The 13,731-nt window shown below is 46.4% G+C and carries 18 protein-coding genes; 2 read left to right on the top strand and 16 right to left on the bottom strand.

What is annotated here, in order from left to right:
• The 16 genes from BLQ44_RS05740 to BLQ44_RS05815 form a co-directional block, all read right to left on the bottom strand.
• On the bottom strand, nt 1–362 hold a 362-nt coding region (locus BLQ44_RS05740), incomplete at its 3' end, for a flagellin N-terminal helical domain-containing protein (RefSeq protein ID WP_456113474.1).
• A gap of 120 nt (nt 363–482) precedes the next feature.
• Complete coding sequence (csrA, locus tag BLQ44_RS05745; RefSeq protein WP_093192933.1) at nt 483–710, bottom strand: carbon storage regulator CsrA; 228 nt, start codon at nt 708–710, stop codon at nt 483–485.
• Nucleotides 694–1,146 (bottom strand): flagellar assembly protein FliW, encoded by a 453-nt coding sequence (gene fliW / locus BLQ44_RS05750; protein WP_093192934.1) that lies wholly within the window; start codon nt 1,144–1,146, stop codon nt 694–696. The genes csrA and fliW overlap by 17 nt, the downstream gene beginning before the upstream one ends.
• Before the next feature lie 2 nt (nt 1,147–1,148).
• Nucleotides 1,149–1,700 carry a DUF6470 family protein gene (locus BLQ44_RS05755; RefSeq protein ID WP_093192935.1) on the bottom strand — a complete coding sequence of 184 codons (552 nt, stop codon included), beginning with the start codon at nt 1,698–1,700 and terminating at the stop codon, nt 1,149–1,151.
• 58 nt (nt 1,701–1,758) lie between these two features.
• Entirely contained in the window at nt 1,759–2,634 is an 876-nt protein-coding gene (gene flgL, locus BLQ44_RS05760; protein ID WP_093192936.1) for a flagellar hook-associated protein FlgL, read from the bottom strand.
• 9 nt (nt 2,635–2,643) lie between these two features.
• The gene (gene flgK / locus BLQ44_RS05765; protein ID WP_093192937.1) at nt 2,644–4,632 is read right to left on the bottom strand and encodes a flagellar hook-associated protein FlgK; all 1,989 of its coding nucleotides are present in this window, start codon (nt 4,630–4,632) and stop codon (nt 2,644–2,646) included.
• A 17-nt stretch (nt 4,633–4,649) separates the two neighbouring features.
• On the bottom strand, nt 4,650–5,132 hold the full coding sequence (locus BLQ44_RS05770) for a flagellar protein FlgN (protein WP_093192938.1): 483 nt from the start codon (nt 5,130–5,132) through the stop codon (nt 4,650–4,652).
• Between the two features lie 6 nt (nt 5,133–5,138).
• A complete protein-coding gene (flgM, locus tag BLQ44_RS05775) occupies nt 5,139–5,411 on the bottom strand; it encodes a flagellar biosynthesis anti-sigma factor FlgM (RefSeq protein ID WP_093192939.1) in 273 nt (90 codons plus the stop codon).
• Between the two features lie 78 nt (nt 5,412–5,489).
• Entirely contained in the window at nt 5,490–5,924 is a 435-nt protein-coding gene (locus BLQ44_RS05780; RefSeq protein ID WP_093192940.1) for a TIGR03826 family flagellar region protein, read from the bottom strand.
• 42 nt (nt 5,925–5,966) lie between these two features.
• Nucleotides 5,967–6,599 (bottom strand): ComF family protein, encoded by a 633-nt coding sequence (locus tag BLQ44_RS05785; protein ID WP_093192941.1) that lies wholly within the window; start codon nt 6,597–6,599, stop codon nt 5,967–5,969.
• Nucleotides 6,596–7,633 (bottom strand): DEAD/DEAH box helicase, encoded by a 1,038-nt coding sequence (locus BLQ44_RS05790; RefSeq protein WP_245688109.1) that lies wholly within the window; start codon nt 7,631–7,633, stop codon nt 6,596–6,598. Before BLQ44_RS05790 ends, BLQ44_RS05785 begins: the two co-directional genes overlap by 4 nt.
• A gap of 330 nt (nt 7,634–7,963) precedes the next feature.
• Nucleotides 7,964–8,482 carry a hypothetical protein gene (locus BLQ44_RS05795; protein ID WP_143004698.1) on the bottom strand — a complete coding sequence of 173 codons (519 nt, stop codon included), beginning with the start codon at nt 8,480–8,482 and terminating at the stop codon, nt 7,964–7,966.
• A gap of 72 nt (nt 8,483–8,554) precedes the next feature.
• Nucleotides 8,555–8,863: a nuclease-related domain-containing protein gene (locus BLQ44_RS05800; protein ID WP_176757435.1), complete on the bottom strand. Its 309-nt coding sequence runs from the start codon at nt 8,861–8,863 to the stop codon at nt 8,555–8,557.
• Nucleotides 8,860–9,702, bottom strand: a complete 843-nt coding sequence (locus BLQ44_RS05805) for a DegV family protein (RefSeq protein WP_093192945.1) — start codon at nt 9,700–9,702, stop codon at nt 8,860–8,862. Before BLQ44_RS05805 ends, BLQ44_RS05800 begins: the two co-directional genes overlap by 4 nt.
• 248 nt (nt 9,703–9,950) lie before the next feature.
• On the bottom strand, nt 9,951–10,628 hold the full coding sequence (locus tag BLQ44_RS05810) for a response regulator (RefSeq protein WP_093192946.1): 678 nt from the start codon (nt 10,626–10,628) through the stop codon (nt 9,951–9,953).
• Nucleotides 10,629–10,693: 65 nt separating this feature from the next.
• Nucleotides 10,694–11,839 carry a sensor histidine kinase gene (locus BLQ44_RS05815; protein WP_093192947.1) on the bottom strand — a complete coding sequence of 382 codons (1,146 nt, stop codon included), beginning with the start codon at nt 11,837–11,839 and terminating at the stop codon, nt 10,694–10,696.
• A gap of 150 nt (nt 11,840–11,989) precedes the next feature.
• Between BLQ44_RS05815 and BLQ44_RS05820 the strand changes: the two genes are divergently transcribed.
• Together BLQ44_RS05820 and BLQ44_RS05825 are read left to right on the top strand one after the other, a co-directional pair.
• A complete protein-coding gene (locus BLQ44_RS05820) occupies nt 11,990–12,643 on the top strand; it encodes a YigZ family protein (protein ID WP_093192948.1) in 654 nt (217 codons plus the stop codon).
• A 7-nt stretch (nt 12,644–12,650) separates the two neighbouring features.
• Complete coding sequence (locus tag BLQ44_RS05825) at nt 12,651–13,703, top strand: LCP family protein (RefSeq protein ID WP_093192949.1); 1,053 nt, start codon at nt 12,651–12,653, stop codon at nt 13,701–13,703.
• The last annotated feature ends 28 nt before the right edge of the window (nt 13,704–13,731 follow it).

A 13,731-nucleotide genomic window follows, 5' to 3' on the forward strand; every position in this document is an offset into this window, starting at 1 on the left:
ATTTCTTCAACGAGTTCATCGACTTCTTTTTGGAGTTCTCCGCGATCTGTATCAGTATTGGTATCGTTTGCTGACTGCACAGAAAGTTCACGCATACGTTGAAGAATCGAGTGTGTTTCATTAAGAGCCCCTTCAGCTGTCTGAATCATAGAAATGCCATCTTGAGCATTCTTTTGTGCCATATCCAACCCACGAATTTGTCCGCGCATTTTCTCTGATATGGCAAGACCTGCTGCGTCATCTCCAGCCTTATTAATGCGTAGTCCCGAAGAAAGTTTCTCCATGGAGTCTTGTTGCGCCTGGTTAGCCTGTCCCATTTGACGATGCGTGTTTAGCGCCGCTATGTTGTGATTAATTCTCATTTCAGTAATTCCTCCTTGAATTTTCGTTCCACGTCCTTGTGGAATGCTTTAGAGTAAATAAAAAGTCGGCCGACTTTTTTGTTGGTTACACTTATCATATCGGACGACTTCTCCAAACTTTTATTCATTTTTAGGGTTTTTTATTAAATCAATCATGCTTTTATTAAGAATACTAGCCTCCGCATTCTCCCTTTGAATTGCTTCATACACTTCCTGACGATGAATATCCACGTCTCTCGGCGCTTCAATCCCAAGCTTAATCTGCCCGCCTTCAATTGCCACTACTTTTACTTCAATATCATTTGCGATTTTCACGGATTCACCGACCTTTCTATTCAGAACGAGCATCGGCTTCACTGCCTTTCTGGAATAATGGATGGCGAATACTGTATTTCTCATCATTCAGGATAACCTGTCTTGCCTTCCTTTTATCTTTATGTATAACTATCGGTGCCTGAAGATTAACTGTTGAATTCACAAAAGGTTCTCGTAACGTCAGAATATTGTAAACAACCACGTCTTCCGGCTTTTCTATCTCTACTTCTTTCTGGACACCTTCACTTATATAAAAATCATAATTTTCATGAATCACATAAGGGCTTGTAACTACAAGAGCTATCTCTTTATCTGTGACGGACTGGAGCGCAAAATACATTCCCTCTTCGTCCACGGGAAAAAGGGCAAATTTTTTATGACTCTCCAGTCCAGGAAGACCGTCTTTGAACGTGATCATTTTATCTTCATCAATTGTCACTTCACCAAAATAGGCGGTTTCTATTTGCATTGTTACACCTTCCAATCAATCGTGATGCTCGGTTCCTGCAGGAGCGAGATATTCACTCCCCCAGGCTGATACGAGTATTGCGGGTATCGCGGAGTGATGTTTATTTGCGGATCGTTCTTCTGTATATTAATTTCTGCTTCACGTGCGGTGTAGTCGATGTTTACGAGTTCATGGACGGGTGTGTTCCCCATCTGATAATCGATCTCATAGCCGTAGTTACGCTTCGCTTGACTTGCAATGAGGTTCCCACCATTTTCAATTCGCATCAACTCATCACCTTCACGAGCTCGACGCGCTGATCCCTCCATCGCTTTTTGTTCTCCAAACTGTTCCGTTTGACGGGAGCGTTCTGCAGAGGATTTCAGATGCAGGTTGCTGCGGGCTTTGCTTTGATCAATACGAAGCTCTCCATCAGGCTGCCTAATGGATACATCCGCTTTCGGCTGGCGAATAGAAACTTCAGCCTTAGGTTGCTGATACGTCAGCTCAGCGTTTCTCGTCTGTATGCCAACACGAGCATCTGTCGTTGATATTTGAAGCCGCGGCATTTGCATAACCCTTGCACCTCCTCATCTTTATATAGAAAAAGCTACCTGTCTAAAGGCAGATAGCTTATCGTAAAAAGTCCATGAGCGTTGGCTGGATGATACGCGCTCCGGCACTAAGTGCAGCACGATGAATGCTTTCCTGTGTTTTCAGGTTGGTGATGACTTCTTCCATCTCTGCATCTTCGTTATCAGAGAGCATTTTTGTAGTGATTTCTTTTTGAACAGCCAGGCGGTCCTCTACCATGTCACGACGATTCATCCGGGCACCGAGGTCGGCTCGTTCATCAATAACACCTTCAATATGACCATCAAGAACACTTAGATTCCCATCAAGGTCATCACCACTCGCACCGCTTTCAAGTTGTGTTTTCAGAGTATCTAAATCATCGAAAAACTCATCTGAGAAAATATTTTCCCCATCGACATTCGCTTTCACCGTAATTCCCTTTGAGATTTCAATATTAACATCGTCCCCGAAATTATTGTTCAACGTTCCATCCTCTGCGACTAGAGGTTCTGTCGTATTCGTACCGTTGAACAAATATTTGCCATTCACTTCTGTGTTCGCGAGATCTTTTAAGTGATCTCTGATTTGACCAACTTCTTTCGCAATACTTTGACGCTCCTGTTCTCCCATAGAATCGGAAGAAGCCTGGACAGTAAGTTCACGAATACGCTGAAGGGCCTTCGTCGATTCATCCAAAGCTACATCAGAAGTATCCATCCAGTTGTACACTTCGCCGATGTTTCGCTCGAACTGCTCGACTTTCGTAAGCTCCGACCGATAATCGATCCCCTTCATCGCAACCACTGGATCGTCGGACGGGCGGCTGATTTTTTTACCAGTAGAGAATTGCTCCTGGTACTTATTCATATTCTGATAGCTTTTGCTCATGTTCTGAAGCATGTTGTTGTTAAGCATTCCCTGTGTTACTCGCATTCATCTCACCTACCTTCCGACGCGGCCCATCTGATTGATGACGCGGTCAAGAATTTCATCGATTGCCGTTATATTCCTGGAGGATGCGTTGTACGCGTGCTGGAATTTGATCATGTTCGTCATTTCTTCGTCGAGAGAAACCTGACTGACGGAGTTACGCTGGTTTTCCACGGAGTTACGAAGCGTTTCCGAGTTCTCACTCATGCGTCTCGCTTCCTGCGTCTCTACAGCCATGCCACCGATCATTCCTTCGTAGAAACTGTTGATGTTCGCACCTTCGCCTAATGCATCATCCACTTGCGTCTGGATATCAGCGAGCTCTCTCGCGTTCTCTCCGTCACCAGCGTTATCAGATAGAGAGGCTGCAATGTTCGCCACATCTTCTGTAATCGAGTCAATGACTCCCATATCAGATGCCATACCACGATAGATTCTAGTTTCCGGGTCTCCTTCTTCAGGTGGAGCGCCGACTGGAAAAGAAGAGCCATAGTCGAAGAAACCAAGGCTACCATTCGCATCTTCACCCATATCTTCGAGGCTCGTACCATCTTTGTGAGCCGAGTTGAACTGGTTGGCAAACGAAGAAGCAAGTGTATCCAAGTCATTCAACATTGATACGTAACTCCCTTCCTGCTCGTTCGTCCCCTGATGTTCCCCAGCAATACCGAGCAGTTCTGCACCATTTCCTGCTACTGTAAATGTTGAACCTTCACCTTGTGAAGTTGTGCTTATAGCAAGTCGTCTTTCTCCATCCTGGTCGAGTACTTCGGCCTGGATTCCTTCGTTTCCATTGATTTGAGCTGCGATTTCCGAAAGCGTCGAATCTCCATTTAATCCATCAAGAGGAACATCTATATCCTGTGGATTACCTTCTCCATCTATATAGGTACCGGTGATAGTCATTCCCAATTCTTCTTCCCCATTACTGATTGATGACAGCGTCGCAGCTTGCGTATCGTTATCGACAGGGACAGCTCCAGTCACTGTATAAGCCGGATCTCTCGGTGTTTCCGTTACCATACCGGCAAGATCTGCGAGTCCTTTCAGTTTCCCTGGTGCAGGAAAGTCGTTCATGGAAAGAGCGTATGCCTCTTCTCCTTCTCCGTCTTCCCCTTCAGGAGCCTGACCTAGTTGCAGAGAATCGAAAACAACCCGATCGTCTGACTCTTGATAATTGATGGATAGCTGATTAACCGTTTCTTCAGGTCCATTCACAAGTGCCGGTGCATCTTCCAGTGCTCGTCCCTGCTCATCTGCTAATCGTACAGTCGCGATCCCATCTGCCATCTCTTTCGAAGAAGATGCACTCTTATCGTAAGACACGTCTATGCTTACGATTTTCGAAAGGTCATCCAGAAGACGGTCACGTTTATCGTATAAATCATTCGGCAATTGGCCGTGTGGCTCAATGTTTCCGATTTGCTGATTGAGCTGGTTGATTTGGTTAAGCATGGAGTTGGCATTCTGAACCGTAACTTCAGCTTCCTGTTTCGCATCCTGTTGAAGCGTCTGCACAGATTCCGATAAATAATTGAACGTTTCTGCTACAGCTTTCCCTCGCTCCATCACGACAGAACGCGCTCCGGCATCTTCCGGGTTCACGGCAAGGTCCTGAAGTGACTGCCAGAAACGGTCCATCGTTTTCGCGAGTCCCTGGTCCGTTGGTTCATTCATGATCTCTTCCATTTTCCCGAGACCATTTTCAAGCGCATCGTAATAGCCGGTTTTTTTCGCCTCGGCGCGGAACTGATCATCAAGAAAAGCATCTCGTACGCGTTCGACACTTCCAGCCTGAACACCGCTACCGATTTGGCCTGCCATCTCCGGGCGGTTCCGAGATGCCGGAGGAAATGGAGAAGTTTGTTCCATGTTGACGCGCTGACGGGTGTAGCCTTCCGTATTGGCGTTCGAGATATTGTGACCGGTTGTATAAAGCGCGGATTGCTGGGTGAACAATCCGCGTTTCGCTACTTCTAATCCATGAAATGTGGAAACCATAATTATTCCTCTTTTCCTTACGCTTTCGAATCGAAGACGGAGCGTTTGGGTTTATCCGAAGACTCTTCGCCTCCGTAGTTCATATTGGACAAACTCGGCTGCAGGAGGTCGAGCGAAAGATTGATGAACTGCAGCGACTGCTGCGTGAGTTCCGCATTCAGTCGCTCCTGGTTCTTCAGATCAGCAAGAACAAGTATCATCGCTTCATATTCAGCGTTAAGCTTTTGATGTTCTTCCCCTTCGAGACGTTCCAGTACATCACTGATTGTCGGTTCCGGATTGCGTATACCTTCCTGTTCATACCAGGCGGCAACATTATTCTGTCGAGACTTCTCTACCTTTTCAATAGCCTGGATATGCTTCCGTTCCTCTTGTCCGAGCTGCTGGATTTTCGTGGTGTCATTACTTTTCAGTGCTTCCGTCTTCTCCTTAGATACATTAAGGAGACTCTTATGCAGCTTTACAAGACGCTTCATATCGCTGATGATCGGTTCAATCATGACCTTCTACTCCTTTGTTTCTACCTGCTGGAAGAAATTCACCATTTTTTTGGCGGTTGCAGACGGGTCCGGTTTGTATGTCCCGTTATCCACTTGCGCTTTCAATTCTTCGATACGTTTTTCCCGTGCCGGACTTACCTTTTCCGCTTCCTGCATAGACTTTGCCTGCTGGGAAATTTCAAGTTTATCCTGGTTCGGGTTCTGTTTTATTTGTTTCTGTTGATTAATCTGTTTCTGATACGGATTCCAATTCGTCTGATTTGGTCCATTGATCTTCATCCGTCTCACCTCTTTTCTATACATTCCGTGTTCCTATACTTATTATATCGAACTTGTACAGGTTAGGTTAAATAGTAACTATTTCTTATATTTATCAACAGAATAATACGTCATGCTTTTCTTATTCATATCTTTCTCATGTTGTTGTTTGCGGCTATCCAATGCCTTGTCACGGTCGTGTTGCTGGATGCCTTGGTTCAGTTCAGCGTTGCAGCTCTCACACATCCGTCCTTCCTGAATAAGAGCTCCGCATCGTTCGCACTCATACGAAAGGCTCGGGAAGTTGGCGGGGTGCAAACGCTTCTCTTTTACGAATCTGCGTATCTGCCACTCTTCCACTTCCGTCGCTACTGATATTTCTTCAACCGTCGCCGTTCTGTTCTCTCTTTGGCGAATGAACTTATATACGGTCTGGAAGTCATCTTCTTCCTTTCTTCGGCAGGCTTCACATACAGTCTGCGGTCCTTTCATGAATAGCTTGCCACAGCGCGGGCAATTAGCCGGTTCTGCCATCGTCGTCACTCCTCGGGAAGTATCTCTTTTGTTCTACTATCGTCAGGAACGGAACAGCGTTAAGCCTTTCACGGAAGTCGCTCCGTTTTCTTTCAGAATTTGCGCCGCTTTCTTCATCGTCGTCCCTGTCGTATAGATATCGTCGATCAGCAGAACATTGCCTTTCACCGGTCTTTTTACGTAAAAAGGATTCGGCTCCTGTTCCCGTTCGCGCTTCGTTTTCTTTGACTGTTTCTCTGCATGGGTCCGTCCAAGCAGATTGTGTGGTTTCTTCCCGAGTATGTGAAGGATCGCTTCCGCCTGATTAAAGCCGCGTTCTTCAAGGCGCTCCTCACTTAGAGGAACCGGCACAGCTTTTCCTTTGATAAAAAAAGGAAGATAAGCATGCATGGATTTGATCAGTTCATAATCCCCGCGATATTTCCACCGGGCTACCCAGTCTTTGGCGAAATCATTGTAGTGAAGAAAAGAAATGTTCGATTCTAATGAAGAATCTTTTCGGCAGTCGGGACAGGTGGTTGTGTATCGTGGATTGCAGCACTTCGGGCACCCTTGCTCGATTTTCCGGAATCCTTGCTGGCAGTCTACGCATAAGTGGCTGTCTCTCTCGGCCATCAGTACGTTCGTCCAGTCGGTTTTCGGCTGGATGATGTCAAAACAATACAGACATCTCATAGCTTGTATCCCCGTTTGTTCATCCTTTTAATCGCATCACGTGCTTCCACCATTGCATCCGTCTTCCCTTCCATGTAAAAACGCACGTCTCCCATAGAATCATCCGCGCTTCTTCCTGCCCGCCCCGCGATCTGCACAAGCGCCGCTTCATCGAACACCTCATGCCCGGCATCAATGACATACACGTCCACAGATGGAAACGTGACACCTCGTTCGAGGATGGTAGTCGTAACGAGCATCTGGATTTCTTTTTTCCGAAATTTATCGATGATTTCTTCTCTGTTGGGGGATTCCGAATGAACGACAGGGATGTTCATTTCTTCCGCTATGTCTTTTGCCCGTGTGATGGTCGGTGCGAATATAAGGAGTTGCCTTTCTGGTTGAGTGAACTTTGGAAGTTTGGTTTTGATTCTGAGTGACAGGTGGAAGGTTGGCACAGGCAGGGGATGTCCATGGTAGCGTACGGGTACGAATATTTTCGGAAGGTGCTTCTGTTGTTTTCTCGGGGTGGCTGTTAAGTAGATAATGGAGGCGGCTGTTCGCGCAGCTTGCTTTGTCGCCCACTGTAGAGATTCGTCATTGTGGTAAGGAAAGGCATCCACCTCGTCTACGATCAGGACGTCGAATGCATTTTTGTATCTGTATAGCTGGTGAGTAGTGCTTATAACTATAGGCGAGTAGGATGTTTGCTTGGAATGTCCTCCATAGAGTGAGGCTAATGGAATTCTCGGAAAAGCTTTTTGCAGACGTGGGTGAAGCTCTCTTACTACGTCTGCACGTGGTGTGGCAATGCAAACTCTTTTTCCCTCGCTCAGCGCCTGTTCGATGCCGGGGAAGATCATTTCTGTTTTCCCTGCACCGCATACTGCATGGACGAGCAAGGTTTGGTTTTGTGTAATCGTCTCTTTGATTTTGTCCGCGGCGTGCTCTTGGTGTGGGGTAAGGGTGCCGCTCCAGGTGAGAGTTTCCTGTTGTGGAAGTTGATAAGAGGTCGGCATTTCATATAGAGACTCGCATTCAGTGACGCGCCCCATTTGGATGCAGTTCCTGCAGTAGAGACATTTCTTTTTACATTTAGCGTGAGGAAAACGAGCAAGTTTGTACCATTTTTTGTTTCCGCACCGCTGGCATTGTCTTTTGATGATACCGGGGTGTTGAGTTAAGGATGATTTATCTATAAATTTTGGAAGTTCTTCTTTCGTAAGCCATTGACCACTGTACATGGACGTCCTCCTCGTGGGTTTATCTCAACTTTTTATGCATTTATCTCAAATAATTTTGATTTATCTCAAATTTTTTCATTTTATCTCAAATTTTTTCATTTTATCTCAAGTTTTTTCATTTTATCTCAAAAAATGAGCAGTTTATCTCAAAAAGTAGATTTTCTTCTTGTTCGGCCCTTCTGACTTCAAGCTATTCGTCTTCAAAATGTGGTGCACAGCTCGGTAATCATCCATCTGAAGAAACCAGCGCGCCTGCCGATTGGTGATCTGCTCGCCGAACAACAACTTATAATCACGCAACGTAGCCAAATGAGCTTTTTTATCAAAAGCACCGCAGCTGCAGTGCCACACCGTGCGTCTCCGTTTCATCTTCAAACTGCCGCACTCCAGACAGCGCACGCCAGGAATAATGTCTCTTGGCTGAAGCTTCATTCGTTTCATCACATCAACTTCACGCGGCTGATGTGATTCCAATAGTCGCTTACGTAATGCAATTTTATCAATACAAACATCTCCCTCCTTTTTCCTTACATGAAACGGCAAAGAATTAGGACGCAGCACATTAGTAGGCACGTCACCATCGATGCGAGCCTTGCGATTCGACACGACAACAAACGTGTCGCACGGTACAGAACTCCCGAACCACTCCAAAAATTGCATGCGATGCCTACGCACCTGCAAAAGAGGATCATCGAAGACATCCAACTCACCCTCCCATTCACGCAAGAGCTGTTAGTGCTCGGTATCAAACGTCAACACACCTCTGTGATTTTTCACCTCAAGAATTAGAAAACAATACTCAGAAACTAAAAGACAATCGATTTGGAAAAAGGAATCTCCATGGGGGAGGCGGAGATCGTAGTAAATATCGTAATCAGGGGATATCAATGAAAGGGGGTATTCAAGGGATTGCTCTCCATGAAAGCCGGAGGCGGTGCGGGCAATAGTGTAATCCACCTCATCCGAAAGCGGAGGCGCTACGCGGGGTAATAGCGCGCGCCAGGCTTCCAAGTCAGGAGCAATAGATGGCTTCACAATCACTCTTTGTACCACCCCAGACCAAGTGCTCCTTCACCGAGGTGTGCGCCAATGACTGGGCCGAAATAGCTGACGGTCACCGTCACGTTTTCATAGCGGTTTTCGATTTCCTGTTTCCACGCTTCCGCCTCTTCCGGACGATTCGCATGGATGACAGCCGCCTGGATTTTTTCTCCACCAGAAGCATCTTTATCAAATAATTCAAGCGTCCGTTTGCGAGCCTTTTTATAAGTACGGATCTTTTCAAATGGAACAATTTTCGTGTCGACGAAATGAAGAATCGGCTTCACCTGCAAAAGACTTCCGATAAACGCCTGGGAGCCGTGCAACCGACCACCTCGTGCCAGGTGCCTCAAATCATCCACGATGAAATAGGCGCTCATCGTTTCTTTCATTTCTTCCAAGCGCTCCATAATTTCACCAGCGTCTCTTCCTTCTCCAGCAAGTCGAGCAGCTTCAAGTGCGTAAAATCCTTGCATCATGCAACTGATTTCTGAATCAAATAAATGAAGCCCCGCTCCTTCCACCATATCGCCGGCGGAGCGCATCGCCTGGTAGGTCCCGCTGATGCCACTGGAGAGCGTAATCGCGATTACTGCATCATAATCCTTTTTCAATTCCTCGAGTTTCTCCATGACCGAGCCTACAGAGGGCTGGGACGTTTTCGGTAAGTTCTCTGCCTGTTTTACTTTTGTATAAAATTCATCTGTAGTTAAATCGATTTCTTCCTGATACGTTTCTTCGCCGAAGATGACATTCAGCGGTACCATATGTATATCGAATTCTTTTCGTTTTTCTTCCGTTATATAAGCCGTACTGTCGGTCAACACCGCTGTTTTCATTGAATCTTCCTTTCCTCAGGCCTTTCTTCTATTTTATCTTACTTGCTATGTTTTTTCAGCAAAATCCCGGAAACTGCACATATAAAAAACTCAGGAGACGGGCTGACCGTTCCTGAGTTACTCATCGCCCTAATGCGGACCTTCTTGGCGCATTTGCGGACCTGCACGCCGATTTTGCGGACATTCGACAATATTCGACATCGGTTTGCGGACCTTCCCCAAGTTTCTGAGGACCTCGCCCACTTTTCTTACAGTACCTCGACCCATCCATTCTTAATAGCCGTAACAACAGCCTGGGTGCGGTCGTTGACGTTCATCTTCGTCAAAATGTTACTTACGTGGTTCTTGACGGTCTTCTCACTGATGTAAAGAGACTCCGCCACACCTTTGTTCGAGTTCCCGTCGGCAAGTAGCTGCAACACTTCACACTCACGGCGCGTGAGCAGGTGCAACGGCTTACGGTACTCCACCGCTTTATAGGCATAGCCGTCCGTGCCATCAGATAGGCGGCGGTATTCTTTTACCAGATTATGCGTCACTTTCGGGTGAAGGTACGATCCTCCTTCAGAAACGACGCGGATCGCTTCGATCAGGGATTCGGAATCCATTTCTTTCAAGAGGTACCCTTGAGCTCCTGTCTTGAGTGCGTGCGTTACATAGTTCTCATCATCGTGGATCGAAAGGATGATCACTTTCAGGTCCGGAAAACGCTGGGTGACTTCGGCGGTCGCTTCCACCCCGTTCTTTCCAGGCATGTTGATATCCATCAGCACAACGTCCGGGTTATACTGGTCGATCAGTTCGACAGCCACTTCCCCGTCGTCGCCTTCTGCCACTACTTCGAAGCTCTCCTCAAATTCGAGGATTCTACGTACACCTTCGCGAAATAATTTATGGTCATCGATTAATACAATTTTCGTCGTCATCGTATTCTCCTCCTGTGCTCGTAGTCTTTTTGAAAGACATTTTCCCTGTTTTCACAATTGTTAAGCTACTTTTCTTCTGTTATCGGTAATTTTATCGTGACGCCTGTCCCTTTTCCGACAGCTGACTCGATTTCGAGCTCGCCGCTCAACATATCGACCCGTTCGTGCATACCGATCAGACCGAAAGACCCTTTCTTTTTATCTTCTACGTCAAAACCTTTCCCATCATCCTTGATGACAATCACGATGGATTTCCAGGTCAGTTCCACTTTGACGTCGATCCGATCTGCTTCCGCATGTTTGACGGCATTCTGCACGGCTTCCTGCACGAGGCGGAAAACAGCCACTTCGTATTGGGAGTCCAGCCGGCGTTCTTGTCCAAACGACTGGAACCGGATATCAAGCTCGTGATAGTCGGAAACAGTAGCTAAATACTTCCTTAGTGTCGGAACAATTCCAAGATCATCAAGTGCCATCGGACGAAGATCATAAATGATCCGGCGTACTTCATATAACGACGAGCGCACCATCTTACGTACGCTTTTCATTTCCGTGACAGCTTCCTTCACGCTCCGTTCTTTGAACGTGCGTTCCACCAGATCGGATCTCAATAAGACATTCGCAAGCATCTGCGCCGGCCCGTCATGGATTTCTCTCGATAGGCGGCGGCGTTCTTCTTCCTGGGCTTCAATGATCTGCAGACCGAATTCCTGCTTCTGCCTTGCATCCTGAAGCGCTTCACTTACGGCAAGGAAGTCCTCGTTCAGATAGTTCAGCACAACGGATATCTTTCCACCCAGGTTCTCCGCCTTTTCGATCGTTTCATCAAGATCCCGCAGACGCCGGTCGATATCATCTCTTCGTTCTCTGAGCTGCTTTTCTTTTTCTCTGGCCATGGAGAGGTTCATCTGCAACTGATGCGTCTCTTCGTACATATCACGGATTTCCTTCTCTGAATACTCGTTGAACTGTTTACTCATATGAGAAAGGCGTTGCCTGGAGCGTTTGGCTTTCTTCTCCAGTTCATCCCCTTCTTCGATATACGCATTGATCTGCGTTTTGAGATTCTCCAGTTCTTCCGTAAGGTTTTCGTATTCTTTCCGTGATTTCTCACTGATGGTGAAGACCTCATCTTTACTATTCGATACGTGGTCCACCATCTCCTGTATAATTGCGTCGAGAGACTTTTCGATCAGTGAATTATCCGCCATGGAAACCTCTCCATCCTTTCCTTATAGTATCATTCGTTCTACCTAAGCCCATCTATGGGGGTGAAAAGTCATTTATTTTAAAAATGATGAAAGTCGTTTGCCGTCAAGCGCCTCACCGTATATAATAAAAGCTTGGGAGGCAAAACGTTTATGCTGAATTCTTATTATACGGTAAAACCCGAGGGAGCAAAAGAAATAGTTATACAGAAGTCCCGTTTCATCGGCTACATACGCCGCTGCGAAACGGAAGAAGAAGCTCAAGCCTTCGTCAATGAAATCAAGAAGAAACACAAAGATGCCACACATAACTGCTCTGCTTATATGATCGGCGAGCATGACCTGATCCAAAAGGCGAATGATGACGGAGAACCGAGCGGAACAGCCGGTGTACCGATGCTTGAGGTATTGAAAAAACGCGGCCTCAAAGATACGGCAGTCGTAGTCACCCGTTATTTCGGAGGAATCAAACTCGGAGCCGGTGGACTCATCCGTGCTTACGGTGGTGCCGTTTCTGAAGCTATTGAAGAGACAGGGATCGTCGAGCGCAAACTTATGAAACAGATGAGTGTTTCCATCGATTATTCCCTGCTCGGCAAAGTCGAAAATGAAGCGAGACAGTCTAAATATATCCTCGACACGATTAATTACCTTGAAAAGGTGGAACTACTACTATATACAGAGAATGAAGACCAAGACGAATTCCGCGACTGGATAACGAATATCACGAGCGGACAGGCCGAGATTCGTGAAGGAGATCTCTCCTACATGGAAATCGATGTCCCGAGTGATAAACAAAAGGAGTAACCACAACATGAATAAATGGGTAAAACGCACACTGTGGATGGCCGGCCTATTAGTGCTTTTGTTTGTCGGAACAGCTGCGGGATATGGAGCGTACCTTACGGATAAAGTCAGGGATTCGGCTAATGAATCCCATGAAGCGCTCGACCGTGGAGGGAAATCGGACAAGCGTCAAACAGAGATCACACCAGGAGAAGACCATCTTTCCGTTCTTTTTGTAGGAATCGACGCCAGCGAATCCAGGACCGAAGACAATGAAGATCGTAATAACCTTTCCGACGCTCTCGTACTGGCTACTTTTAACGACGATGATAAATCCGTACAGCTTCTGAGCATTCCGAGAGATACGTATACGTACATTCCGGAAGTAGATCGTAAAGAGAAAATCACGCACGCACATGCCTACGGAGGCATCGATTCCACTGTAGAAACGGTCGAAGGACTGCTTGATGTGCCTGTAGACTACTATGTAAGACTCAACTTCAACTCGTTCATTGAAGTCGTAAATGCGGTCGGAGGTGTCAAGTATGACGTCCCTTTCGACTTGAAAGAAAAGAACTCGAATGACAAATTCCAAGCGATACAGCTCGAAGAAGGCAGACAACTTTTGAATGGGGAAGAAGCCCTCGCCCTTGCGCGTACCCGGACAGATAGTGATATCGAGCGTGGCCAACGTCAAATGGAGCTTATCAAGGCAATCGCCAGAGAAGTCTCCTCGTTCAGTTCTTTCCGCAACTATGATGACATCATAGATGCTGTCGGCGACGATATGACCACGAATATGGATTTCGATCAGATGATCACATTCAAAGATTATTTCCTTCAGGAAGGCGGATTTTCTTTTGATACGATGCAGCTAGAAGGAGAAGGCGGATTCTTCAGAGAAGGAGAAGATCGGGTCTGGCGTTACATGGTCAACGAAGAAAATTTGTATGAGATACAAACCGATCTTCGCGCCCACCTCGACCTTCCGGAAACAGAGAAAGATTCAGAAAACTCGTGGAACGAAGATGAAAATGATTTTGCTCAGGAAGATGAAGAAAATGAAGAATCCTCCTGGTAACCGGAACCCTGCTTAGGCAGGGTTCTTT

It is taken from the genome of Salimicrobium halophilum, from assembly GCF_900100295.1.
In the GTDB taxonomy this organism is placed as follows: Bacteria; Bacillota; Bacilli; order Bacillales; family Halobacillaceae; genus Salimicrobium; species Salimicrobium halophilum.

What these genes read in the sequence shown, in the direction of transcription:
- BLQ44_RS05785 (WP_093192941.1), bottom strand. Translation starts at nt 6,599, where the DNA reads ATGAGATGTCTGTATTGTTTTGACATCATCCAGCCGAAAACCGACTGG.
- BLQ44_RS05805 (WP_093192945.1), bottom strand. Translation starts at nt 9,702, where the DNA reads ATGAAAACAGCGGTGTTGACCGACAGTACGGCTTATATAACGGAAGAA.
- flgK (WP_093192937.1), bottom strand. Translation starts at nt 4,632, where the DNA reads ATGGTTTCCACATTTCATGGATTAGAAGTAGCGAAACGCGGATTGTTC.
- BLQ44_RS05780 (WP_093192940.1), bottom strand. Translation starts at nt 5,924, where the DNA reads ATGGCAGAACCGGCTAATTGCCCGCGCTGTGGCAAGCTATTCATGAAA.
- BLQ44_RS05815 (WP_093192947.1), bottom strand. Translation starts at nt 11,839, where the DNA reads ATGGCGGATAATTCACTGATCGAAAAGTCTCTCGACGCAATTATACAG.
- BLQ44_RS05810 (WP_093192946.1), bottom strand. Translation starts at nt 10,628, where the DNA reads ATGACGACGAAAATTGTATTAATCGATGACCATAAATTATTTCGCGAA.
- BLQ44_RS05790 (WP_245688109.1), bottom strand. Translation starts at nt 7,633, where the DNA reads ATGGGGCGCGTCACTGAATGCGAGTCTCTATATGAAATGCCGACCTCT.
- csrA (WP_093192933.1), bottom strand. Translation starts at nt 710, where the DNA reads ATGCTCGTTCTGAATAGAAAGGTCGGTGAATCCGTGAAAATCGCAAAT.
- BLQ44_RS05795 (WP_143004698.1), bottom strand. Translation starts at nt 8,482, where the DNA reads ATGCAATTTTTGGAGTGGTTCGGGAGTTCTGTACCGTGCGACACGTTT.
- BLQ44_RS05770 (WP_093192938.1), bottom strand. Translation starts at nt 5,132, where the DNA reads ATGATTGAACCGATCATCAGCGATATGAAGCGTCTTGTAAAGCTGCAT.
- BLQ44_RS05755 (WP_093192935.1), bottom strand. Translation starts at nt 1,700, where the DNA reads ATGCAAATGCCGCGGCTTCAAATATCAACGACAGATGCTCGTGTTGGC.
- BLQ44_RS05825 (WP_093192949.1), top strand. Translation starts at nt 12,651, where the DNA reads ATGAATAAATGGGTAAAACGCACACTGTGGATGGCCGGCCTATTAGTG.
- fliW (WP_093192934.1), bottom strand. Translation starts at nt 1,146, where the DNA reads ATGCAAATAGAAACCGCCTATTTTGGTGAAGTGACAATTGATGAAGAT.
- BLQ44_RS05820 (WP_093192948.1), top strand. Translation starts at nt 11,990, where the DNA reads ATGCTGAATTCTTATTATACGGTAAAACCCGAGGGAGCAAAAGAAATA.
- flgL (WP_093192936.1), bottom strand. Translation starts at nt 2,634, where the DNA reads ATGCGAGTAACACAGGGAATGCTTAACAACAACATGCTTCAGAACATG.
- flgM (WP_093192939.1), bottom strand. Translation starts at nt 5,411, where the DNA reads ATGAAGATCAATGGACCAAATCAGACGAATTGGAATCCGTATCAGAAA.